The organism is Pyxidicoccus trucidator, from assembly GCF_010894435.1.
Taxonomy (GTDB): Bacteria; Myxococcota; Myxococcia; order Myxococcales; family Myxococcaceae; genus Myxococcus; species Myxococcus trucidator.
On record NZ_JAAIXZ010000005.1, the window covers coordinates 156287 to 179082 of the forward strand.

General features: G+C 67.9%; 24 protein-coding genes and 1 pseudogene. 15 read left to right on the forward strand and 10 right to left on the reverse strand.

Annotated features, from left to right (window positions below; genetic code table 11):
* The first annotated feature begins 4 nt into the window (after nt 1–4).
* Nucleotides 5–1609, forward strand: coding sequence for a lipase maturation factor family protein (locus G4D85_RS16510; RefSeq protein ID WP_164013013.1), 1605 nt, complete (start codon nt 5–7; stop codon nt 1607–1609).
* An 11-nt stretch (nt 1610–1620) separates the two neighbouring features.
* Here G4D85_RS16510 and G4D85_RS16515 read toward each other — a convergent pair whose 3' ends face one another.
* From G4D85_RS16515 to G4D85_RS16530, 4 genes are all read right to left on the reverse strand, one after another.
* A complete protein-coding gene (locus G4D85_RS16515; protein ID WP_164013015.1) occupies nt 1621–2961 on the reverse strand; it encodes a HAMP domain-containing sensor histidine kinase in 1341 nt (446 codons plus the stop codon).
* A gap of 230 nt (nt 2962–3191) precedes the next feature.
* The gene (locus G4D85_RS16520) at nt 3192–3872 is read right to left on the reverse strand and encodes a response regulator transcription factor (RefSeq protein WP_164013016.1); all 681 of its coding nucleotides are present in this window, start codon (nt 3870–3872) and stop codon (nt 3192–3194) included.
* Nucleotides 3873–3887: 15 nt separating this feature from the next.
* Nucleotides 3888–4154 carry a hypothetical protein gene (locus G4D85_RS16525; RefSeq protein ID WP_164012803.1) on the reverse strand — a complete coding sequence of 89 codons (267 nt, stop codon included), beginning with the start codon at nt 4152–4154 and terminating at the stop codon, nt 3888–3890.
* A 62-nt stretch (nt 4155–4216) separates the two neighbouring features.
* Nucleotides 4217–4723 carry a periplasmic heavy metal sensor gene (locus G4D85_RS16530; RefSeq protein WP_164013017.1) on the reverse strand — a complete coding sequence of 169 codons (507 nt, stop codon included), beginning with the start codon at nt 4721–4723 and terminating at the stop codon, nt 4217–4219.
* Between the two features lie 334 nt (nt 4724–5057).
* Here G4D85_RS16530 and G4D85_RS16535 point away from each other — a divergent pair, with 334 nt between their 5' ends.
* The 6 genes from G4D85_RS16535 to G4D85_RS16560 all read left to right on the forward strand — a co-directional run bounded on the left by G4D85_RS16535 (nt 5058) and on the right by G4D85_RS16560 (nt 10352).
* On the forward strand, nt 5058–5261 hold the full coding sequence (locus G4D85_RS16535) for a cold-shock protein (RefSeq protein WP_164013018.1): 204 nt from the start codon (nt 5058–5060) through the stop codon (nt 5259–5261).
* A 207-nt stretch (nt 5262–5468) separates the two neighbouring features.
* Nucleotides 5469–5840 (forward strand): cupin domain-containing protein, encoded by a 372-nt coding sequence (locus G4D85_RS16540; RefSeq protein ID WP_164013019.1) that lies wholly within the window; start codon nt 5469–5471, stop codon nt 5838–5840.
* A 511-nt stretch (nt 5841–6351) separates the two neighbouring features.
* Nucleotides 6352–6591, forward strand: coding sequence for a hypothetical protein (locus G4D85_RS16545; RefSeq protein WP_164013020.1), 240 nt, complete (start codon nt 6352–6354; stop codon nt 6589–6591).
* A gap of 460 nt (nt 6592–7051) precedes the next feature.
* Nucleotides 7052–7549 (forward strand): hypothetical protein, encoded by a 498-nt coding sequence (locus G4D85_RS16550; protein ID WP_205525570.1) that lies wholly within the window; start codon nt 7052–7054, stop codon nt 7547–7549.
* Nucleotides 7542–9707 (forward strand): Z1 domain-containing protein, encoded by a 2166-nt coding sequence (locus G4D85_RS16555; RefSeq protein ID WP_164013022.1) that lies wholly within the window; start codon nt 7542–7544, stop codon nt 9705–9707. Before G4D85_RS16550 ends, G4D85_RS16555 begins: the two co-directional genes overlap by 8 nt.
* Before the next feature lie 168 nt (nt 9708–9875).
* Entirely contained in the window at nt 9876–10352 is a 477-nt protein-coding gene (locus G4D85_RS16560; protein ID WP_164013023.1) for a transposase, read from the forward strand.
* An 80-nt stretch (nt 10353–10432) separates the two neighbouring features.
* On the opposite strand, the pseudogene G4D85_RS16565 reads toward G4D85_RS16560, so the two are convergent.
* Nucleotides 10433–10720: pseudogene (locus G4D85_RS16565) on the reverse strand (transposase domain-containing protein); the annotation flags it as partial.
* Nucleotides 10721–10730: 10 nt separating this feature from the next.
* Between G4D85_RS16565 and G4D85_RS16570 the strand changes: the two are divergent.
* Nucleotides 10731–10928: a hypothetical protein gene (locus G4D85_RS16570; protein ID WP_164013025.1), complete on the forward strand. Its 198-nt coding sequence runs from the start codon at nt 10731–10733 to the stop codon at nt 10926–10928.
* 436 nt (nt 10929–11364) lie between these two features.
* Here the strand turns inward: G4D85_RS16570 and G4D85_RS16575 are convergent, their stop codons facing one another.
* From G4D85_RS16575 to G4D85_RS16585, 3 genes are all read right to left on the reverse strand, one after another.
* Nucleotides 11365–11718 (reverse strand): hypothetical protein, encoded by a 354-nt coding sequence (locus tag G4D85_RS16575; RefSeq protein ID WP_164013027.1) that lies wholly within the window; start codon nt 11716–11718, stop codon nt 11365–11367.
* A 147-nt stretch (nt 11719–11865) separates the two neighbouring features.
* Entirely contained in the window at nt 11866–12729 is an 864-nt protein-coding gene (locus G4D85_RS16580; protein ID WP_164013029.1) for a MerR family transcriptional regulator, read from the reverse strand.
* Nucleotides 12726–13796: an alpha/beta fold hydrolase gene (locus G4D85_RS16585; RefSeq protein WP_240359319.1), complete on the reverse strand. Its 1071-nt coding sequence runs from the start codon at nt 13794–13796 to the stop codon at nt 12726–12728. The genes G4D85_RS16580 and G4D85_RS16585 overlap by 4 nt, the downstream gene beginning before the upstream one ends.
* Nucleotides 13797–13992: 196 nt before the next feature.
* Between G4D85_RS16585 and G4D85_RS16590 the strand changes: the two genes are divergently transcribed.
* Complete coding sequence (locus tag G4D85_RS16590) at nt 13993–14967, forward strand: aldo/keto reductase (RefSeq protein WP_164013031.1); 975 nt, start codon at nt 13993–13995, stop codon at nt 14965–14967.
* 245 nt (nt 14968–15212) lie between these two features.
* Here the strand turns inward: G4D85_RS16590 and G4D85_RS16595 are convergent, their stop codons facing one another.
* Nucleotides 15213–16076 (reverse strand): alpha/beta fold hydrolase, encoded by an 864-nt coding sequence (locus G4D85_RS16595; protein ID WP_164013033.1) that lies wholly within the window; start codon nt 16074–16076, stop codon nt 15213–15215.
* Nucleotides 16077–17046: 970 nt separating this feature from the next.
* Here G4D85_RS16595 and G4D85_RS16600 point away from each other — a divergent pair.
* The 5 genes from G4D85_RS16600 to G4D85_RS16620 all read left to right on the forward strand — a co-directional run bounded on the left by G4D85_RS16600 (nt 17047) and on the right by G4D85_RS16620 (nt 21010).
* On the forward strand, nt 17047–17616 hold the full coding sequence (locus G4D85_RS16600; protein WP_164013035.1) for a hypothetical protein: 570 nt from the start codon (nt 17047–17049) through the stop codon (nt 17614–17616).
* A 35-nt stretch (nt 17617–17651) separates the two neighbouring features.
* A complete protein-coding gene (gene lepB, locus G4D85_RS16605; protein ID WP_164013037.1) occupies nt 17652–18089 on the forward strand; it encodes a signal peptidase I in 438 nt (145 codons plus the stop codon).
* A 139-nt stretch (nt 18090–18228) separates the two neighbouring features.
* A complete protein-coding gene (locus G4D85_RS16610) occupies nt 18229–19023 on the forward strand; it encodes a hypothetical protein (RefSeq protein ID WP_164013038.1) in 795 nt (264 codons plus the stop codon).
* A gap of 240 nt (nt 19024–19263) precedes the next feature.
* Entirely contained in the window at nt 19264–19674 is a 411-nt protein-coding gene (locus tag G4D85_RS16615) for a peptidase inhibitor family I36 protein (protein WP_164013040.1), read from the forward strand.
* Between the two features lie 118 nt (nt 19675–19792).
* Nucleotides 19793–21010, forward strand: coding sequence for a hypothetical protein (locus G4D85_RS16620; protein WP_240359321.1), 1218 nt, complete (start codon nt 19793–19795; stop codon nt 21008–21010).
* A gap of 65 nt (nt 21011–21075) precedes the next feature.
* Here G4D85_RS16620 and G4D85_RS16625 read toward each other — a convergent pair whose 3' ends face one another.
* Entirely contained in the window at nt 21076–21735 is a 660-nt protein-coding gene (locus G4D85_RS16625) for a VOC family protein (RefSeq protein ID WP_164013042.1), read from the reverse strand.
* Between the two features lie 627 nt (nt 21736–22362).
* Between G4D85_RS16625 and G4D85_RS16630 the strand changes: the two genes are divergently transcribed.
* Nucleotides 22363–22752, forward strand: a complete 390-nt coding sequence (locus G4D85_RS16630) for a hypothetical protein (protein WP_164013044.1) — start codon at nt 22363–22365, stop codon at nt 22750–22752.
* The last annotated feature ends 44 nt before the right edge of the window (nt 22753–22796 follow it).

Here is a 22796-nt window from a genome sequence, read left to right on the forward strand (position 1 = left end):
GGACATGAGGACGCATGGGCTCGCGCGGGTGCGGTGGTGGTACCTGCGCGGGCTCGGGCTCGTCTTCTGTCTCGCGTTCGCGTCGCTGCTGCCCCAGCTGCCGGAGCTGCTGGGGCCCGAAGGGCTGAGCCCCGCTTCCGCATGGCTCGACTGGGCCGGTAGGTCCCTGGGCGGTGTGGAGCGCGTCCTGCGCCTGCCCACGCTGCTGTGGCTCACGGGGGCGGGCACCGGGGCCCTGTGGGGCGTGGCGCTCCTGGGGCTGCTGTGTGGCACACTGCTGTTGGTGGACGTGGCGCCGCGCTACGCGCTGGTGGGCGCGTGGGTGGCGTACCTGTCCATCACCACCGTGGGCGGCGAGTTCCTCAGCTTCCAGTGGGACGTGCTGTTGCTGGAGACCGCGCTCGTCTCCCTGCCGCTCGCGCCCGGGCACCTGTGGCCTCCACGGGTGGCTTCCGAGCCCCGGCGTGGCGCCGTGTTCCTCGTCCGCTTCCTGCTGTTCCGGCTGATGCTGATGTCGGGGCTCGTGAAGCTCGTGAGCGGCGACCCGACGTGGCGCGACTTCACCGCGCTCGAGTACCACTACTGGACGCAGCCGCTGCCGAATGTGCTGGCGTACTTCGCGCACCAGCTTCCGGTGGGGCTCCAGCGCGCCAGCACGGTGGCCATGTTCGCCATCGAGCTGGTCGCTCCGTTCTTCCTCTTCGGTCCCCGGCGTGTGCGGCTCTCGGCCGTGGCGCTGCTGGCGCAGCTCCAGGTGGGCATCCTCGCCACGGGGAGCTACGGCTTCTTCAACCTGCTGACGCTCGTGCTGTGCATCGCCGCGCTGGATGACGACGCGCTGCGCTGGCTGCGGGTCCCCGGGCCTCGAGTGGCTGGCGACGTGCGTGGTACGGAAGCGCAGGATGCGGCGGTGCGGCGCGGAGAAGGGCAGGGTGGTGCGGCTGTTTCCGCCTCTGCGGAAGCTGCATCATCATCCACCGGTCCCATGGAGAAGATGACTGAGCCCGCCCCTCGCTCGCGGTGGGCAACCGGGGCCTTCGCTGTCTTCGCCTCGGTCTATGCGGTGCTCGCGCTGTCCCAGGATGCGCGCCGTGTCTTCCGCTGGAGCCCTCCGGAGCCGGTGTCGACGGGGCTCGGAGTCGTCAGCCCCTTCCGGAGCATCAACACCTATGGCCTCTTTGCGGTGATGACCACGAAGCGCGAGGAGGTGGTCATCGAGGGCAGTGACGACGGGCAGACGTGGCAGGAGTATCTCCTGCGCTGGCGCCCCGGCCCGGTGGACGAGCGCCCGCGCGTCGCCGCGCCGCACATGCCCCGGCTGGACTGGCAGCTGTGGTTCGCCGCGCTCTCCACCTGCCGCGACAACCCGTGGCTGCTGCGCCTCCAGGACGCACTGCTCAGGGGCGAGCCACGGGTGCGCGACTTCTTTCGCGAAGGCTCGCTGCCGGACAGCCCTCCGCGCTACGTGCGCACGCGCCGTTTCGACTATCGCTTCACGGACCTCGCCACCCTGCGTGCGACGGGATCCTGGTGGACACGGCAGGCGGTCGGGCCCTTCTGTCCACCCCTGACCTTGAAGGACGGCCAGCTCCAGCGCGCGGACCCGTGAGTCCTCGTCGCTCAGGCCACGGCGCCCTGGGTCGGGGCGCTGATGCCGGGCGGACCCGCCTTCTGCACGGTGAATCCCACCCGAGCGCCCCCGTCGGGCCGGTTCTCCGCGAAGGACTCGCCGCCGTGGGCGCGGGCAATGCGCTGCACCAGCGCCAGTCCCAGTCCCAGCGAGCCCGCCTCGCGCGCCTCGCCGCCCCGGTCCTTCCGGTAGAAGGGCTGGAAGATGCGCACCTCCTCGCCCGGCTGGAGCCCCTGGCCCCGGTCGTCCACGAAGAAGGCCAGGTGCTCGCCCCGGTCCTGGACGCGCAGCGCCTTCGCGCCCTCGCCATGCCTGCGTGCGTTCTCCAGCAGGTTGGCAAGCGCCCGGCCCAGCAGCGTCGTGTCTCCCAGCAGCCCCGCGTCCACCGCCTCCACGTCCAGCAGGTCCACCGGCAGTCCCGCGCGCTCCAACGCCTGCGCCGCCAGCGTGCGCCCATCCAGTACCCGAGACGTGAGCTGCCCGAAGTCCAGACGAGAGCTGGCCAGCAGCTCGCCCACCAGCGCATCCAGCTCCACCACCTCGCGGTCCACCTGGTCCAACGTCCTCGGGTTGCCTCCGCCGTCGCGCAGCAGCTCCGTCAACACCCGCATGCGCGCCAGCGGCGTGCGCAGCTCATGGGACACCGCCGCGAGCAGCTCGCGCTGGTCCGCCACCTGCTTCTCGATGCGGCCCGCCATGTCGTTGAAGGCCTCGGCCAGCACCGCGAACTCTCCCGTGGCGCGGGGGAGCACCTCCGCTCGCGTGCTCAGCTTGCCCGCGCCCAGTTGCTGCGTGGCGCGCACCAGCGCATCCACCGGCTTTGCCAGCCGCCGAGCCAGCTTGCCGGCCGCCAGCCACAGCACCATTCCCGCGAGCGCCAGCGGCAGCACCATCCGCCAGAAGTTCTTCGGCCGGAAGTGCGAGTAGCACGCCCGCACCATCCCCAGCGGAGCGCCAGCGCGCTCCACGGGCACGCTGATTTCCTGCCGGCGGCAGGGCTCTCCAGCGCTCACCAGCAGCGCGCCCGCGGTGTCATGCACCGCCACGCCGACCTCCAGGTCCGTGGCGATGGAGTGCACCAGCGCGTCGCGCCGCGCGGGCTCGTCCCAGACCTCCTCGAAGCGGTGGGCCGTGAAGGTCCGCAGCCGGTCCTGCTCCTGCTTCCACGCGCTGCCGCCCACCAGGCTCATCACCGTGGCAACCACTGCCCCGGTGGCCAGGATGGACAGGCCGAACCAGAGGAAGAGGCGCCGGTGCAGCCGCGCGCGCACGAAGTGCCCCAGCCGGCCCATGCGCCAGTACTGGTGCCGCCAGCGTGCGTGGGCGCGCATGTGCTCCCAGGGCCCATGCCGGGGTCCGTGCCCCCAGGGGCCGTCTCCATGCCCGTGTCCCCAGGGGCCGTGCCCGTGTCCCCAGGGGCCGTGCCCGCGGTGGCTCCAAGGGCCGTGCCCGTTCCCCAGCTCCTCCGGGGCCTCGTCCTCGGGAGCGTGTTCCTGCTCCGCTCCCAGGGGGCCACAGTCGGGCCCGCAGTCGTGCCGGTGCCCCCAGCGTCGCCGGCCGCTCATGGCCCCTCTTTGGCGAAGACGTAGCCCACGCCGCGCACCGTCTTGATGAGGCGCGTCCCGGCGTCACCCAGCTTCTGGCGCAGATGGGAGATGTGCACGTCCACCGTGCGCTCGCCCACCACGGTGTCGCTGCGGCCCGCCTCGCCCAGCAGGGCGTCACGCGGGATGACGCGCCCGGCCCGGCGCACCAGGGCCACCAGCAGGTCGAACTCCAGGCCCGTCAGGTCCACCAGCCGGTCCTCCACGCGCACCTCGCGCCCGGCCACGTCGATGGATACGCCGCCCGCCTCCAGCCGGTCCGCCACCGCCGACGGCTGCGAGCGCCGCAGCACGGCCTTCAGGCGCGCCAGCAGCTCGCGCGGGCTGAAGGGCTTGGGCAGGTAGTCGTCCGCGCCCAGCTCCAGTCCCACCACCCGGTCCGTCTCGTCACCCTTGGCGGTGAGCATGACGACGGGGATGCGGCTCTTCGCCCGGATGCGCTTGCACACCTCCAGGCCGTCCATGCCCGGCATCATCACGTCCAGCAGCACCGCGTCGTAGGCCCCGGCCTCCAGCGCCGCCAGTCCGCGCCCTCCGTCGGGTGCGTGGGTGACACTGAGGCCGTTCTGCCCGAGATACTGCGCGAGCAGCTCGTACAGCCGGGTGTCGTCGTCGATGAGCAGGACTCGTGTGGACATGAACGGCCTTTGACTCTAGCGCGGCCCCTCGGCGGACGCGGGGGACGCGGGGGGAATGGGCGCTTCAGCGGGCGGGGGCGCGCTCCCCCGGTAGCCACGAGGTTCCCACGACTCGCGAGGGCCTCGCGAGTCCCAGCGGTGCTCCCCCCGATTCTCCCAGCGCTCTCCCCAGGAGCTGGACGCGTGGCAGCGGTAGCGGTGGCGGGCAACGCTGGCGAAGCCGGAGGCATAGCCCCCGACGGTACCCAGGGCGAGCAGGACGACTAGCAGGCGACGGCGCATGGTGCTCTCTCCTTCACGTGGACGGGACGGCTCTCGTTCGTTTCAGGCTTCAGGTCCGGGGCTCACACCATCTGCTGGCCATCGCCGCGCCAGCCCCCGCGCCCGCCACAACGGCCGTGGCCGCCGTAGCCGCCGCGCCAGCCGTAGCCGAAGCCGAGCTCGATGAGGTCCGCCAGCTCGCGGCGCTGCCGCGGGTCCAGCGCCTCGTGCACCTGCGCTAGGCCGCCCTGCACCGTGCGGCGCAGGTTGTCCATGGCCACGTCGTGACGCGCGAACAGCTCGCGCAGCGCGGCCCCGTCGAACTGCTCACCCCGCAGCGCGCTGCCCAGGGCGGTGCGGCTCGGGCCCACCTCGTCGCGCACCTTGGCGAAGGCCTCCGTCAGCTCCTCCACCGTCTTGACGATGACCTTCTCCTGGCCGGGCGAAGTCTCCAGCCGCTCGAACAGCCAGCGCAGCCGGGCGCGGCCCCAGCGCCCCCCGCCGCGGTGATGGTGGTGCCAGCGACGCCCGCCGCGCAGCGTGTAGATGAGGCCCGCGAGGCATGCGGTACCGAAGAAGAATCCGAACATGGTGCTGCTCCCCAGAGTGGCCGTGCCCGGGAGGGGCCGGCGCTGTTGACGGGGAGAAAGGTAGAAAACGGGTGTGAAGGGCGCGCCCGAGCCCCGTGAAGAAGTGTGAAGGGGGCCGCGGGCTCCGGAATGGAGGGAAATGCCCGGCCGGTTCTGATATCGAGCGATGCTCCGCTCCCGGAGTGTCCTCCGTCTGACGCCTGCCTGCCCGGCGGGCGGGGGTCGGTGGACATCTACCTCGGGGTGGATTGTCGTCTCGGTGTTGGGGCGATGTCCGCTCCGCACGGGCGGCCCGGAAGTCCGGACCGCCGCAAAGCAGAAAGAAGAAGGTCACATGGCAATCGGTACTGTGAAGTGGTTCAACGACGCCAAGGGTTTCGGCTTCATCGCTCAGGACAACGGTGAGGACGTGTTCTGCCACCACTCCGCCATCAACATGGATGGCTTCCGCACCCTCCAGGAGGGGCAGAAGGTGGAGTTCGAGGTCACCAAGGGCCCCAAGGGCCTGCAGGCGCAGAACGTCCGCGCGGCAGGGTAGCTCCTACCCACCGCAGCCACCCCTCAGGGGTTTTCGAGGCCCGGTCTCCCACGTGGAGGCTGGGCCTTCGTCTTTCCGCCTCCCAGGTGGGCATGCAGGCGGGCTTGGGGTGTCCACCCGTCGACTCCCGGCCTCCTTCCTTACCTTCACGGCAGGAGCGCGGCGCACCCGCCGCCATTCACCGCCTCAGGCGAAGGAGACGCAGGCATGGGCGACACCAGCGTGAAGAAGGTCGAGAGTCGGCACTCTCCCAAGGGAGACATGGGGCAGAAGTACCTGGCGTCCGGCGTCCGCCTGTCCATGCGGCTGTGGGAGGACGAGCCTCCCGGTGAGCCCGCGCCCGCCTCCGCCCGCGACTACGAGACGGTCGGCTACGTGATGAAGGGCCGCGCCGAATTGCACCTGGAGGGGCAGGTCATCCTGCTCAACCCCGGTGATTCGTGGCTCGTGCCGCGCGGCTCGTCGCACACGTACAAGGTGCTGGAGACGTTCACCGCCGTGGAGGCCACCAGCCCGCCGGCCTCGGTGCATGGCCGCGACGAGGGCAAGGACGCGCACGGCAAGCCTGCCAAGGCGTGAGCGGCGCTGCCCGGGGAGCCGGTGCGTTCCGGCTCTTCGGTGCGACTGCTGCGAGGCAGGGAAGAGGAGTGGGCCCGCCTGGATCCGAACCAGGGACCAATCGGGTATGAGTCGAGGGGGCCGGTTGGTAGGGGCTAGCAGTTCCTGTCGGCGCCTCGCAACCTGCGGAAAAGATTGGGGCTTCCAAGGGATGGGGGTGGTCTCGGCTAGCACCGTTTCCACGACTTCGACTCGGCGTGGTGCGCCGGTGGTTCGGAACGTAGTGCGGCCAGTGGCCAAGTGGATGCTCACGGTGCGTGAGGTAGCGGAAGAATTGGCCGCCTGCCGGGCCACCATCTAAGCGTTCCTCGCACGCAAGGAAATGGAGCGGGTGTGGGGCGGGCGGTCCATCTGATCCAGGCCGCGTCGCTGGAGGCGCTTCTTGCCCTGGGGGCGTCGCTGACGCGTGGCCAGCGGTTCCCGGTCCCTGGCCTTATGGCGAAACAGCACGACTACAGGGCCTCATCATCCCATGATGAGGCTGATCATCATCGGCAGTCCGCTGAGCTTCCTGGCGGCGGCAAGGCAGTCGGGCGCGCTCATCGGGCGCAAAGTGGGCGGCTTGGTGTTGAGCTTCCACCTGCTGATGCTGGTGAATGCGACGCTGTCCGGCATCTACATCGTGGCGCTGTCTCGCTACGCCGCCGCAGGCACCTTCAGCCAGGGCTTCGAGCCGGAGATGGTGGAAGGCGCGTTCCTCCCGAAGAGCTGAGAAGCGGGCATGAGGCGGCGGGTTCGATTTCCGCAGCCTTCATTCCGAGAAGCCCAGCAGCCTTGAATGGTTGCCGTGCTCGCTCAACCCTACGTTCTGCATTCCCCCAGCATCCTGAAATTCTCCCGCGCCTTGTCCTCGACAGAGAGTTGGTCGAAATCTTCTTGGCACACTCGATGCTACTCGGACTCACCTCGGCCGAGGACCAACCGACGAAATAACGCCCAATAGGCCTTAGTGCCAAGGGGAAACGAGGCGATAAACGTACCGACTTACCCTCTTCGGCGCGCCTTCCCCACCTGAGAAAATCGATATCGCGCTATTGCAGAACACGTCTGCAAACAGCTGCGAGTGCGGGTTGACGCCAGCCTGCGGTGGGGTTATTGATTTGCTAATTGAGGACCCAGTCGGCCGGTGAGACCTTCTTGCTTGGAGGAGGAGGCGTCTCCGAGAGGATTCAATGAACGACAGGCAACTCCTGCATGGTGCAGCCATGACCGCACTCATTAACGCGGAGGGTCCGGTCACGATTCACCATCTTGAGAAAATGCATGATTATGCCTACATGTTTCAGCGAATAACGGATGGGCCCAAGGCCGTCCTATTCAAGTACTCCACTGCGGCGAAGACACCATGGCGCTTCGGGTTTTCACCAGCTGAAGATGCCGCCATAGAGGCTCTCGCCCTTCAATATGAAGAAACGGCCACCTTCATCACACTCATCTGTGGCAAGGACGGGGTTTGCTGCGTGCCCGTGGCGGACCTCCGGTTGGTGATGGGTCCAGGTAAATGGACTGGACTATCACTGTCGGTTGCTCGACCACCCGATAGCGGCTACCGGCTCAGTGGACCTGGAAAAACCCTACTGCGAAAAATCATTCCCAAAAGCGCATGGCCTCGGGCCTTGTGGACCAAAAACCAGACTGTTACCAGTTGCGAGGTGGAAAATAATGAGTAAGCCTGTTCATCCCCAGCAATCAACCCGCATCACGCAAGTGGGGGACCTGTTTAATGAGTATTTAGAAAGCATCGCATCAAGCATGGGCGACACAGCAGCAGCGCAGACCAGGGAGACCGCGATCTCCGTGGTATCAAACTGCGTGTCCGCGTACGTAGAAGCTTTTGGCGAAGGGCGCGTGGGCAAGAATGCCTCAGGCAAGCTTGCTCCGAAGGCCCCTGGCGAGTCTTCCAATGTCGCGAACGTCACAGGGCTTCTCTATGGAAAGGTCCAGAGTGGAAAGACGAATACATCCATGGCTACGGTAGCATTGGCTCTGGAGAACGGGTTCCGCTGCTTTGTAGTCCTTACCTCGGACAATACGCTGCTCGGAACGTTGATCGCAAAGGACTTCAAGGATCAACTCGCCTCAGGACCGGTTGTCTATGACTGGGAGGAGTGGCACACCGATCCCAAGGAGTTCGGCAAGCGCATCCGCCAGGACAGCCGCCTCGAAGACACCGGCGTCGTCTTCATTACTACCAAGAACACCCATCACCTTAAGAACCTCTCCGTCGTGCTCCGAGAAGCCCGGGCTCGCAATTTCCCGGCCCTCATCTTGGACGACGAAGCTGATAACGCAAGCCTCGATACCACCAAGGCCTCTCGCTCCCGCGGGAACGAGATTGAGCCCGGAGCGACTTACGCCCGTATCGGCGACATTCGAAAAGAGCTAGTGGAACATGTGTATCTTCAAATAACCGCTACTCCGCAGAGTTTGTTTCTGCAGGCGGTTGATGACCCATGCAAACCCCGATTTTGCGTGATGTCGAAGCCGGGAGATGGATACGTCGGCGGCCGCGACTTTTTCTCAGAGGATTCCGTAATGCAGCGCGAGGTCGATCCCGACGAGTTCGACGCGCTTCGTTCCGGGAAAATAACAGTCGGAACTGGACCGAGGGCACCCCGCGGCTTGCGCGACGCGCTCACGTTGTTCTTTCTCGGGTGCGCGCAAATGCGCCTACAGGATCCAAGCTTGGTTCGCTTTTCATTCTTGGCACACATCGATATCACAAGAGTGAACCATGGGGAGCTTCGAACCGTCATTAACGACCACGTAACCTGGCTCGACAAATCCCTTCGCGGGCGACTGTCCGCCAGCGACACCAAAGATGCGGAAGCCGACTTGGCTCGCGCGTGCGACGACCTAAAGAAGACAACAAAAGGGCTGAGGCCGTTGAATGAATTGCGGAAGAGTGTCGAGCGCAGCCTTCGCAACGTCCGTGCGGAGATCATCAATTCCGACACGGGTGGACAACAGGTCCCATATCAAAACGGACCGAACATTTTTGTCGGCGGAAATCGTCTTAGTCGCGGCGTCCGAATCGACAATCTCATGGTCACCTATTACGGACGAGATGCAAAGGTTAAGTTGATGGATACAGTGCATCAGCACGCTCGAATGTTTGGCTATCGCGAAAAACTCCGGGCGACCACACGCTTGTTTTCGACGCGGGCAATCTTGGATTCATTTAAAATCATTCATGACGCAGACGAGGGCTTGCGCGAGGCGATTGGTCAGGACCCGACCAACTTGGAGCTCAAGCCGGTATGGATCGGTCCTAAGTTGAAGCCGACCCGCGCCAACGTCTTGAATCCTTTTGAGTTAGGGGTGGTTTTGCCTGGGCGAAACATTTATCCCTGGTGCCCAAAATACAAGGCCACAGAAGTAGTCTCCCTCACCAAGGAGCTTGATAGCCTTCTTGAGGGATATGAAGACAAGAAATACCACGACGTGTCCGTGAGTTTTATCGCTAAAATCCTTGCCTTGACTCCCGGGGAAGAGCGAGACGGTTGGATTTGGACCGATGGACGTGTTCGGGAAATCCTACGCGCGTTAGAGGGGACGAAGATTGGCATCAACCGCGGGCTGCTGCATATCTCAACAAAAAAGGGCGCTGGTCACGAAGTCGAAAGGAAGATAGGAACTCCTACGGATACCGCCGACGGCAAGGAACTCGCACAAGCAAAAAAACTGTATGGTCAGACTGTGCCAATCCTCTTTCTTCGCAAGCAAAGAGGAACGGCGAAGAAGTACAAATGGGATGACTGCCCATTTTATGCTCCAACGCTTGCATTGCCCCGGGGGAAGTTCGCGTTCATGTTCAGCAACGTATAAGTGCCACCAACGAGTGATAAGGGCGGATGGCCGCACAGTCCCGTATACACACTGAGCACAGGGCTGTGCAGTCTCCAGCCCGACTAACAGGCTGCTGAAAAACTCCGGTGCGGAGTCGACCTCCCGCACCGGGGCATTGATCTGCTCCTTACCTGGAGGGTTGCAGGTATGCGCGGAGAGGTCAGGGGTCAGTCGAGCTTCAGCCTGGTGCAGCCGGCGCAGCGAGTGCCGCAGGGCCACCCCATCCGGCGCATCAAAGCGCTGGCGGACGCCCAGCTCGCAGCGCTCTCGCCCGTCTTCGACGCCATGTACTCGGGCAAGGGGCGGCCGAGCATTCCGCCCGAGGTGCTGCTCAAGGCGTGCCTGCTCATCGCGCTCTACAGCGTCAGAAGCGAGCGGCAGTTGCGTGAGCGGCTGGAGTACGACCTCCTCTTCCGCTTCTTCCTGGACATGGGCCTGGATGAGCCAGGCTTCGATGCGTCGAGCTTCGCGAAGAATAAGCAGCGGCTGCTGGAAGCCGACGTAGCCCGGCGATTCTTCGAGGGCATGGTGGGCCATGCCAAGGGCCAGGGGCTGATGTCCGCCGAGCACTTCACGGTGGACGGCACGTATCCGTCCGGTGAATGCCGTGGCCGGGCCACTTGAGGGGCGGACGGTCGCTGGCTCGGCGATGTTCTCGAGCCGGGACGTGAACTGGCGGCGGGGAAGCGTCCCAGCGGTGGAATTCAGGAGGAGTCGGTGGCGCGCAGGCGCTTCCACTCGTGAGGCAATAGCTCGCCGATGCGCGCTTGCGGGTGCGTCCGCACACGCAGCAGCAAGTCCGCGAGGTACTCCTCGGGGTTGACGTCGTTGGCCTCGCAGGTGGCCACCAGCGCGTAGAGGCCGGCGAGATTCTCCCCCGCGGCCTCGTGGCCGACAAAGAGAAAGTTCTTCCGGCCCAGGGCCGCCTTTCTCAGCGCGCCCTCCGCCCGGTTGTTGTGTGCGCCTTGCCAAGGCGCACACAACAACCACGTCGAGCGGCAGATGCGCGACATGGTGATGGGCAGGAAAAATCACTACGGCAGCAAGTCGAAGCGAGGCACCGAGGTGGCCGCCCTTTTCTACTCGCTCATCGAGACGGCACGCCTGCGCGGTGAGGAGCCGGGCCACTACCTCCGGCGTGCCGCGCTGGCTGCCATTCAGAACCCGGAAGCTGTCACGCTCCCCGAGAGCCAGGATTGACGTCCACGCCCGCCGGACTTCCCGGCCGGGTCAGGCCTGCACCGGGACGGGGCACGGCGAAGCGTTACGGCCTGCCCGTGGGAGCACGCGCTCGCTCACGTGGTCCGACTGCATCACCCGTCCGCGGTCCGTCCGCGTCCCCTCTGCTCCAGCCCGCCACCCTCAACAGCGTCCCTATCCGTCTTATGCTCTTCACGAGCAGGAAGGACACCACGCCACTGCCCGCGCCGAACTCCATCCAGCACCGGCCCTGGAGTGCCGGTGCCCCTGGAAGGGCACGGCGACGGAGACGAAGAGCGCCGCCGCCAACATCCGGGGACACGTGGCCTTCTGGCGCGGCGTCACCGTGGAGGACTGAGCGGCGCGTACTTCGGCTGGAGTCACGGCTCGACGCTGAGCGCCTTGTCCGTCGAGAGTCGCGTGCCGAGGAGGTGAATCACGGGCGGAACCGCGCCTGACGCCTGTAAGCGCCTGCCGCGGCGACGGCGTTCCAGAGCAGGCCATAGGTGTTGATGGCGGTGCCGATGGCCCACGCGGCAAACGAGCTGTAGCCGTCCAATCCGGTCTGGACGTAGTTCACGATGTTCATCAGCACACCGCCATACGCCAATGCCGGTATCGCGGCCCCCATCGCGATGCGATAGGGCATGTGCTTGCGGTACACGCCGAACAGCAGGCAGGCGGCATACACGACGAACAGCCCCATCGCCGGAAGGGGCGGCGCCCGACTCAGCTGCGCGCCGCCGCTCCTCACCTGCAGGTAGCTCACCGCCAGGTAGGCAATCGCCATCGCCGGATATAGGCACTGCAGCATCAACAGCGTTCGCGGCTTGATGGGGCCACCTCGTTTCCGCCAATCGCATCCTAGTCTGCTGCACGCCATCATCGAAGAGTTCGAAGCCCGTGGCGGAGCGAAGAAGTACGTGCCCGGCCGACGCTACTTCTTCGGCCATCCGGTCCCCGATGGACAAGGCGCGCGCAGGCCCGACGCCTCCCAGGACAGCGCGAGCTCGGTAAGCCAGGTGGCGGAGGACGCCGCTTCGTTCGCGCCCACGCGCAGGAAGGTTTCGCGCAGGGGGACGGCCGGGACGCGCTCGTGCGCATGGAGCTGGGCGAAAAGTCGCGCCCAGGAGGGGCCCACCGAGTCGGGAGGCCCGGTGTGGACGAGCGTGGCCGCCTGTACCTCGGGCACCTCCTCAACGTGGACGCCCTCGGGCCGGGCACCAGGGACCAGGGGCACGCACCAGGAGATGTCCGCGTCGTCCTCGCGGAATTCCGCCTCGTGGTAGAGGCAGAAGGGCGCACCGCCTACGTGCGGGCCGCATGCGGCGAACAGGCGCGGGAAGACCACCGACGCGTCCGAATAGCGCCCCCTCGCGCGGTGCACGGCGGCACGCACCCCGGGAAGCCACCGCTCCAGCAAGGGAGGAGGCGCGCGCAGGTACGCCTCCGCCTGCTCCTGGTGTCGCAGCAGTGTGTCCAGGGCCAGCACCGACCGCTGGGCGCTGGCCGCTTCGTCGGCGAGCCGGGCGCGCACCCTTGCGAGCTGCTCGGATGGGGATGCGCCCTGGTCCAGCCCCTCGAGCACCCCACGAATCTCCTCCAGCGACAGTCGCAGGTCTCGCAGCGCCCGCAGGGTGTGGGCCTGGGCGATGTCGCGCTCGGTGTAATAGCGGTAGCCGGAGGAGGGGTCCACGCGCGAGGGCAGCAGCAACCCCTTCTCCTGGTAGAGGCGCAGCGCCTTCACGCTCAAGCCGGTGATGCGTGACACCTCACCGATGGCGTACAGCAGTCCACTCACCGCTTCTCCTCCGTGAGGAAGGCGCGCAGGGTGGCCGCGAAGGCCTCGGGTTGCTCCTCGAAGGGGAAGTGCCCGCTGCCCGCGAGTTCCACCAGCCGCGCATGAGGCAGGGCTTGTACCACGCGGGCGGTGGCGGCACGCGGCTGCAGGTCCTCGGCGCCATGGATGACGAGGGTGGGCGCGCGCACCCTCCCGAGCCAGGCACTCCAGTCGTGGTGGCGCCCCAGGCTGAGGTAGAGCCCCAGGGACAGCAGTCCTCCTGGTGTGCCGGAGTCGGGCAGCCGTGCTCCGGGACGCTCCTTCCGCACGGCCTGAGCGTAGAGGGGACCGAAGCGGGCGAAGTGCTCAGCCAGCGTGGCCTCATCCTCCTTCAAACGCGCGGGGAAGTTGAAGGTGTGCGTCATCCACGCATCCATCGCTCGCTGCCCCTCCGCGTCCAACCGCGCGCCGACCTGGGTGAAGAGGTCCCCGTCGCCCGCGGGCATCGTCACCAGCGGCGCGGGCGCCACCAGCACGAGGGCCTCCACCCGCTCTGGCCACTCCGCCGCGTAGAGCGCGGCCACCAGCGCCCCGAAGGAGTGCCCCACCAACGTGAGGCGCTCCTGCCCGAGCAGGCGCCGGATGCGCTCCAGGTCCGCCAGCTGCGCGGCGAGCCCCAGCCGCGCCTCCACCTGCTGCATGGCCTTCCATGTTCCGTCCGGCGGAGCGTGGGTGAGGGGCCGGGAGGACGCACCGCAGCCGCGCTGGTCGTAGAAGTGCCAGCGCAGCGCATCTCCGGTGAGGACGGCCGCGCGCCACGGTGCTGCTGGAGGATGTCCTGGACCGCCGTGTACGACGACGACGTCCCGGCCCTGGCCCACGGCCACGTGGTGCAGTTGCACGTCCGGCGCAACCTGCCAGTGGGAGGCGTCGGCCCGCTGTCCGGGGGGCACTTCCAGCGTCTCACTCCGCGCGGCCAGCGACTGTTCCACCGTGCCCGGCTGGAAGAGTCCGCGACCCATCCACCACCACGCGCCTGCCGCCACGCCCACCAGCAGGACGAGTGCTCCGAATGCCAACACCATCATGTTCCTCCGCAACCGCTGTCTGGATGACATGCGCGGAGGGTGGCGGTCTCCCCCTGGGGGAGAGTCAAGCGTCCCAGGCAGTGGCGAGGCAGGAGCCGAGGAAGGAGGCCTGTGTCCACGACGATGCAGAGGCGACCACGCAGGCTGTACACCCCGGAGTGGAAGGAGTACGCGCCGGTTCGAAAGCGAGGCCCCCATGCGCAGTCGCCGCGACTTCCTCACCCACAGCACCCTCGCCGCCGCCGGGCTCGCGCTCGGCGCCTGCAGAAAGGGCGGAGAGCCGGGACCTGCCCCACGGCCCGAGCAGCCCAGGAGTCCGGCGGCCTCCACCTCCCGGCCCACCCGTGGCGCGCTGCTCACCCGCACCATTCCCTCGACGGGCGAGGCGATTCCGGTCATCGGCATGGGGACCTCCGGCAGCTTCGAGGTCGACGCCGGAACGCCGGAGTACGCCGCGCTCGAAGAGGTGCTGAAGGTCTTCTTCGCCGGGGGCGGACGGCTCATCGACACCTCGCCCAACTACGGCCCCGCCGAGAGCGTGCTGGGCGAGCTGCTCGCCCGGGGCGGCCATCGCGAGCGCTGCTTCCTGGCGACCAAGCTTGCCGCCGACGACCTGGCCACCGCGAAGGCGCAGTGGGCCGAGTCCCTGCGCCGGCTCAAGACGGACCGCGTGGAGCTGCTGCAGGTGCACAACCTGCGCGCCTGGGAGATTCAGCTGCCCTACGCGCGTGAGCTCAAGGCGCAGGGACTGACGAAGTACATTGGCCTCACCCACTTTCGCGAGAGCAGCCACGCCGAGCTCGAGCGAATCGTACGGGCAGAGCGGCCGGATTTCTTGCAGATCAATTACTCGGTCGCCTCGCCGCAGGCGGCGCGCTCCCTGCTGCCGATGGCGCAGGAGCTCGGCGTGGCGGTGCTCGTCAACCGCGCCTTCGAGGACGGCAAGTTGTTCGCTCAGGTCTCCAACCGCCCGCTTCCCGGGTGGGCCGCGGAGGCCGGAGCCGGCTCCTGGGCGCAGCTGTTCCTCAAGTTCGCCATCAGTCACCCCGCGGTCACCGCGGTGATTCCGGCCACGGGAAAGCCGAACCGGCAGGCCGACAACCTCGAGGGAGGCACCGGCCCGCTGCTCACCGAGGCGCAGCAGGACGAGCTGCGCTCGATGTTCCGCTGACGGCAGCCCGCGAGCCTCCGCCAGCGCCCCGCCAGAGCAGCTCCAGCGGAGCGCCCCGCAGGGCGAGGGGCACCGGCGTCGTCCGCAGGTGCGGCCGCAGCAGGAGGATGTCGCGCGCGACCAGGGCCGGCAGCGTGGCAAGCAGCGCACTCCCATCCACCAGGGTCGAGGACGTTGTGCACCCGCTTCCCGCCTGTGGGCCTTCGGGGCGGTCCACCGGCTGGGAGGCGTGGAGTCGGAGCTGCTCAGCGGCGTTCCACGGCCTCGATGTGGCTCAGGAGCGCCGCCGCGAGCTGGGGCACGACGGCACGAGGAATCGCGTGCCCCATCCCGTCGATGGTCACCAGGGTCGACCGCTGCAGGGTCTCCGCCAGGAACCGCGAGTTGGACTCGGGGTTGGTGGGATCCTCCGGAGTGGCGACGACGAGCGTGGGCACGGTGACGTGCGTGAGCTCCGCCCCCCGCGCCAGTCCGGAGGGGTCGGCCCGCGCATGGGCCGTCGAGGTGTCGTGACGGCTGGCATGGGCAATGATGCGCCGCTCGAGCGCACGGAACTCCTCGGCGTCGAAGGGAATCGCCCCACCGTTGAGCCTGCGCCAGTTCTCGACCCGCCATTCAATCTGCGCCTCACGCTCACGCGGCTCGAACATGTGGCCCCAGAACGCGTACAGGCCGGGGTCGATGGGGGCTCGCGCCGTCATGTTGGCGCGGGCGGGCGCGCCTTCGAGGGCGGGCGCCCCGATGACCGCCGCGCTGAGCAGCCGCTCGGGATGCGCCACCAGGAGCCACTGCACCAGAAAGCCTCCCAGCGACAGGCCCACGACGTGCGCGCGCTCGATGTCGAGCGCATCGAGGATGGCCAGTGCGTCCTCGGCCATCCGGGTCGTGGAGTAGGGGGCCGTGTCGAAAGCCCAGGTGGACTTGCCGGTGTCCCGGTGGTCATAGCGGATGACCCGGTGCTCGCGGGCCAGTGACTCCACGAACTCGTCGGGCCAGACCAGTCCCGAGACGGTGGAGCCCATGATGAGCAGGATGGCGGGCGCATCCTCCGGACCCTTTGACTCGACCCAGAGCGAGACTCCCTCGGCGACCTCGACGAAGCGTTCCATGCTCCCAACTTCGCAGGAGGGGCAGGGGCTCGGCCAGGGTTGCCTGCTGCGCCGCCAGCAGGCGGTTTGGCTCTCGGGCCAGCGCTTCGACGGGCCCAGGGCGACTCACGTCAGCGTGGCGTAGCGACCCGGGAGCTTCGTCGTGTGGCGGATGACCTCGAAGGGGCCTGTCACCTGCGTGTCGTAGACGCTGGGGTCGTATCGTCAACAACAGTCCGAGCACACCAGGGGACGGCACGCCCGTCTGCCAGACTGCTGCGGTGTGGGGGGCTGGACCTAGCTTTCGCATCATGGAGCTGACGAGAAGAGGCACGGGCGCAGCATGGCATCGCCTTTCCTGGAGCGCCGTCTTCGCTCTCGGAGCCCTGGCAGGTGGCTTCCTGGGGTACGGCTGGGGGGCACGCGGCCGGCCAACGGGGAATGCGGGACGCCGTCGCCGGGCGGAGCCGGTCGCGGCGGCCGAGCTCCCGAGCCTGGAGGCACGCGGGTGGGTGGGCGGTTGGGACATCGCGCCCGGTGAGACGCTGATGGACGGGGGACAGCGCGACCTCGTGCTGGAGGCCTCGATGGAGTCCTTCCCGTGCAGCGACCCGCCCGCGATCACTTCGTCCGGCAGCCTTGAGGAAGCCGGGTGGTTTGTCTCCGCGGCCAGTCGACGGTCGCGTGGACCCTGCTCCCACGTTTGACGAAGTTCACCCGCAGGAGGTTGTGAGTTCGGGGCCAACGGACGGCCAGCCGGGCCGTCCGGCGTGCGGAGGAGCCAGCTTGCTCTCCCACGCGTACTGGCAGTTGCGGTAGGGCGCGCGCGGCGAGTTCTGGCTGCGCCCGCGAGACGGGCACGAGTTGGTTGTCGCCGCGGGCAGGATGCGCCGCATCGTCGACGCGCTCGAGTCCGGAGGGCCCATTCCTGGCTGCCCCCGGACAGCTCCGGTACCCTGTGCACCCCGTTCTCTCGAAGGAGCTGCACCCGGTGTCCATCCGCAGAACGACCTCCAGCAACCGCAACGCCACCATCAGCGCCATGCTCGACCCGGCCCTGAGCAGCGCCCGCGACGCGCTCCAGGCCTTCCTCGAGAAGGCCCTGCGCGCCCAGTTCGGCGCCGACTGGCAGGCGACGCTGGAGCGTGACCGGCTGGCGCAGGGCCGCCCCGTGAGCGAACGCTGGGACTGGGGCAGCATCAGCTATCGCCTCGGACACTTCCGCTCCCCGCAGGCCACGGGCAGCGGCGTGGTCACCGAGTCGGTCGTCGCGCTTGCCCGGCTCGCCAAGGCCTACCGCAACCTCTTCCAGCACGAGGAGCTCACGGACGCGCAGGTGCGCCACGCCATGGAGGGGCTCGCGCTACTGCAGGAGGCGCTGAACAACAAGACGCGCGCGGCCGAGACACGCGCCGCGCTCGAGGTGTGGGCAGGCCCGGTCCGCGCCGCCAAGCGCCCGGCGCGCAAGGGGCCGGCGGCCATGAAGCGTGCGAAGCCCGCGGCGAAGAAGAAGACGCCGAAGGCGAAGAAGACGCCGAAGGCGAAGAGCGCCCGACGCTAGCGGCAGGGCGCGGGAATTGGGGGAGCAGGCGAGCGTTGTGGCACGGCCCCGCCACCGGAGCGCGCACGGGGAAGACGATGGTGAAGCGCCTCGTCGGGCTTCCTGGAGACAGTGTGGCCCTGGTCCAGGGGCAGCTCTGGCTCAACGGTGCTCCGGTGGCGCAGACGCTCGCCCAGGGCGTGCGGCACGAGGCGCTGCCCGGCGCGCCCCACCCGCTCGCCTCCGAGGAGGACCAGGGCCCGGGCTTCGGCCCGCTGCAGGTGCCCGCGGACGAGTACCTCATGCTGGGCGACCACCGGGGCAACTCCGCCGACAGCCGCATGTGGGGCCTCGTGCCGCGCGCGAAGCTGCTCGGGCGCGCGGTGGCGGTGGTGTACAGCGCGCGCGATGGGCTCTCTGGCGCCGAGCGGCTGTGGCTGCTGCTCACCCCGGGCAGCGAAGACTCCCGGCTGCTGGAGCCGCACGGGGACTGAGGCCGCGCGGGCCTGGGCGAGCATGGTTTGAATACCTTCGCCGGGTCCACGTCCACACAGCGGTCAGGTTCGCGGGGCAGAAGGGGCGAAGGACACGGGGCGCGACCGGAAGCTCTTCACCTCAGAAGGCAGTCCGCCCATGAAGCTGTGTCGGTCGTTGCTGGGTGCGCTCGTAGGGTCCCTCGTGGGTTGTGTTGAAGCACCTCCTCCGGACGCGCCTGACGCTCCGGGGCAGGAGGAGCTCATCCCGGGCCGTCCGGACTTCGAGTTCGCCGACGTGGAGGGCCCCGCCGAGCTGTCACCGAGGGCGAGTGGCCCGCTGCGGGCGCTGCTCTGCAATCGCGGGGACACCGATGGCCGCACCGAGGTGTCCTTCTACTTCTCCTACAACGACGCCTTCGAGCCATTCGACAAACCGGTGGCCACGACGGGGCCTCACTTCGTGACGGCAGGCGATTGTCAGGCTGTGAGTGTGTGGTTGCCGCAGCCGGAGGTCCCGTCCGCGCGCTATCACCTGGTCGCGGTCGCGGATGAAGACCTACGGGTCAGCGAGGGGAGGGAGGGCAACAACTCCCACGTGGGGAGGGAGCGGTTCCAGGTGGACTTCAACCCGCCGCCCCGGCCAGTGCTGAAGTGGGTGCCCGGCCAGTACTCCTCGGGGAGCCCGGTCCTGGAGGTTACCTCCGAATACAACGACTACGTCTATGTCTACCTGGGCGACTCCTGCGAGGGCAGGCCGGTGGCGGAGTCGACCGTTGGCTCGAATTCGTTCTGTTACATGCCGATTGATTTGTCGGGCACCCCGTCGAGCAGCTACTCGGTCAGGGTGGTCGACTTCGTCGACAACGCGTCGGAGTGCAGCTCCATCCTCGCCCCGAGCGGCTACGGCACGCCGCCGTGCTCGGAGGGGTACGACGGCTGCAATGGCTGGTGATGTCCAACCCGGCTGAGGTCAGCCGTGAGGGCAGGCCCCTGTCCCAACTTCGCGCGTGGCGGAGTGTTTGAAATTCGGATGTAGATGCAATGAAGTTGAAGTTTCGCCAGGGCAGTGAAGTCGTGGCGTTCACCACCGGATGAACACCGCGCCCTGTCCGAATCTCCCCGGCTGTCCTTGAGACGCCGTGCCACCGTGTACTGGCATTGCGCGCCCATTCCGGGCAGGGGAGACATCCGAATGAACTGGCTCACGTTCCGGCAACAGAATGACAGCTTCAAGCGTTCCGCACTCCTGGGGCTTGGCGCCGCGGTGACACTTGGGCTCTCCGCCGTGGCGCTGCTGGCGCCCGCGGCCGCCGAGGCCGAGGAGAGCAACCCGTGTCCCTTCTCCGGGGTCCTCTGCCTGTTCGATGGCCCGGACTTCACCGGCGAGGTCTGGAATGTCATGGCCTGGCCGCCCGGCTCGGGGACGTGTGTGAATCTTCCCGAGCACGGCTGGGAGGACAGGGCCGTCTCCGCCATCAACACGGGCCCCTACACCGCGTCGTTGTTCCTCAATGAGGACTGCGTCGGCGGGCCCTATCCGATTGGCCCCGGTGAGTGGGTCAGCCCCCTGAACTTCGCGCCCAGGAGCGTCTGGGTCTACTGACCGCCGCGAGTCCGCGATTCCCGAGGTCCGAGTCAATCGGGGAAAGGGGACGGCTGCCGGCGTGTCGCGGGGGCTCGTCCTCAGGGGGACTGATTCCGGACCTTGGATTTGAGCGACAATGGCGGACATGGTGGTCCGCCTCGCTTCCTTCGTCTGTCTCCTCGCTGCATTGCCCGCCGCGGCCAATGTGGCCGCATCCACACGCACGCCGGCGGCCTTCACCCTGTCCTCGGGCACTGCGCGCACGCGCTCGGAGGTGCTCGGCGAGAAGCTGGACTTCGACTGCGCGGAGGCGGAGCGCGAGGCGGCCTGCCGCTTCGAGGCGCGCTACCGGCTGCGCAACGGAACCTCCGAGGCGGAGGTCATCGACGCCGCCTTCCTGGGGCTCCGTACGCGCGAGGTGAGCGTGCGATTCGACGGGGAGCCTCTTCCGGTGGCAGAGGCGCAGGCGGACCCACCCGGCCCCACGTCAGGCTCCAGGGAGGCCGCACCGGCGCCGTCGTCACCGCGGGAAGCGCTCGGGCGGCTCGCGGATACTCCGGTGGAGCGCTTCGGCTTCACCCTCACGCTTCCACCCGGGCGGGAGGGAGAATTGGTGGTGCGCGGCGTGGTGCAGCTCGAGCGGCGCTTCCTGCCCTCGGGGTACGTGTGGCCCGCGGTGCAGGTGCGCCACGTGCTGCTGTCCCCCGAACCGGGGCGGGCCACGCACTGGGACATCGACTACCTGCTGGGGCCCATCCGCACCTGGGCGGGCAACCCCGAACTCCACGTCACGGTGCGTGTCCCTTCCGCGTGGGAGGTGGGCAGCAGCCCGGACGCATCTGCGCGCACCCTGCCGGTGGCCACGGACTGGCGGCTCCGGCACGAGGGCGCGCAGGCGGTGGCGGAGCGGCGCCTCGAGGCGGCGAGCGCGCCCGAGTGGCTCAACGTCACGCTGACGAAGCGCAAGCCGGGGTGGACTCCGGGTGGTGTGCAGCTGGGCCTGGGCGCGCGGCTCGGGGACGGCTCCCGCTTCATGGCGCGGCTCGGCTACCAGCTCGCCGCGCCCGAGTCCCTCCTGCACTCGCTCTCGGTGGAAACGGACTTTCGCGAGCAGCTCGTCCTCACGCCACTCACGCAGTATGCGACGCCACAGGTCGTCATCATCCCGAGTCTCGGGCTCGGGCTGGGCGTGCCGGTGCAGGTGCTTCCCGAAGTCAGGCCGGGTCTGCGGCTCCTCGCGGACCTTCACTTCGGTCCGCTGGGAGCCGCACTCAGCTGGGACCACTATCCGGCGCTTCAGGAGGGCACGGACTCCTTCTCGCGGCTCATCCTCCTGTTCCAGGCAGGGCTGTAGGCCGGCCGCTTCCCCCGCGCTCGCTGCCCCGGCGGGCGGGCGCCATCCGGCACTGAGGTCATCGCTTACGACGGCAGGCCCTCTCCAGACTCCTCCGCCGTCATGTAGCGCGCGTACCAGTCGGGCCAGTTTTCGTCAGCCTTGCCGATGCGCTTCTCGTGCTCGCCATGGGCGGCCGCTGCACGCCGGAGCGCGCTCGACAGGTCCCTTGCGGAGCTGAACGACATCTGGGAGCGGTCCACCCGCCCGGGGAACCGGGCTGTGACTTCCTGCAAGAGCCAGGAGTTGCCGTCCGGGTCTTTGAACGACGCGTACGAGCCGTAGCTCTGGTGGGCGGGCGCGGGACCCCGGACCTTGTCACCGAAGGGCCCCGGGCCTTCGGAGAAGTGGAACACCTCGCTCACCTGGACGCCGCGCCCCACCAGCTCGTTGTGCGCAGCCTCGATGTCGGTGACGACCAGGAGGTTCTGGGCCGAGCCGGGCGTGGCCGGCGTGAGGTTCGTGCCGAACTGGAACGAAGCAGGGGAGCCCGGAGGGGTGAACTGAAGCACGCGGGCATCGCCCTTGCTGAAGTCCGCGTCGAGCCGCCATCCGAGCCCCGTATAGAACTGCTTCGCGCGGTCGAGATTCGAGACTGGAATGACGACCGCCTCGAGCTTCAGGTCGACGCTCCCGATGCTTGCTGGGCGGGTCTCGCTGGGACTACCGACGGTGGTGGCACGCATGACTGTCTCCTGGATGCGACCGCGGAGGAAGGTCGCCGCTCGGCGCGGAGTGTGTCGCACCCAGGTGCAACGGTGAGGACTGCAGGGGGAAACGGCCAGTGCGCAACGCTCGACAGCACGCGCGAGCTGGCGCTCGTGGCGTCGGTAGCAAGTGAGGCTGCGAGCACGGCCAGCCGTAGGAGTCAGGCGGCTGCGCGGCCTCTCCCCCTGACGAGGGCCTCGCCACAGAGGCTCTCCACCTTGCGCCAGGCCATGACGGGCATGCCCTAGAAGTCCAGCTCCTGCGTGTACAGGACGCCGCCCTTGCGATGATTCCTTCGGCATCGACGTTGACGGCCAGGGAGAGTCGCTCCGGCTCCAGCCCTCCTCGCACGAGCGCATTGCCTCCGGCGATGTTGCCCAGGCGCTTCATTTCCGGCGGACGCGAGTCCGCGGAGGTCTCCCGGTCCTGGCTTGTGTGGGGTGGGGCGCTCACCTACCGTGCCACCGCAGGGGCCGGTGCAAAAGGAATGCAAATGAAGGTGGATGATTCGAAGCGCACTTTGTTGAAGCTCTTTGCTGCGCTGCCGCTGGGGGCAGCGACCGTCGTGACGCCCGGGGTGAGCGTCGCGCAGACCAGCGGTGGGTTTGGCTGGCCGTCAGGGCGGAGCGGGGCTGTCTGGGAACATTCACTTCGCGGCCCGTATCGGGGATGGCGCACCGTTCACCTCCCAGGACATCGGCCCCTACATCAACACGCCGACGAGCGTCAGGCAGCAGCCGCTGAAGATCCAGGCCAAGGCCTATGTCGACGGCTCGGTCACCGTCGATCACCTGCTGAGCTACTGCAGCGCCGCTGCTGACGTCGGGGGCTGGGCGGTGGTCATCTTCCACAGCATCGGTGGGAGCGTCATCCCCGTGAGCCAGGCAGAGTTCACCCGGTTCGTCAGCAGCCTGTCGCAGGCCATCACCCAGGAGAACAAGTACTGGGTGGCTCCGGTGCGGGACGTCGCGAACTACATCTACCGGTTCGCCTGACGAGCCTCGCGGGAGTCGGGGCGGCGCGGTCAGGCGGAGTTCCC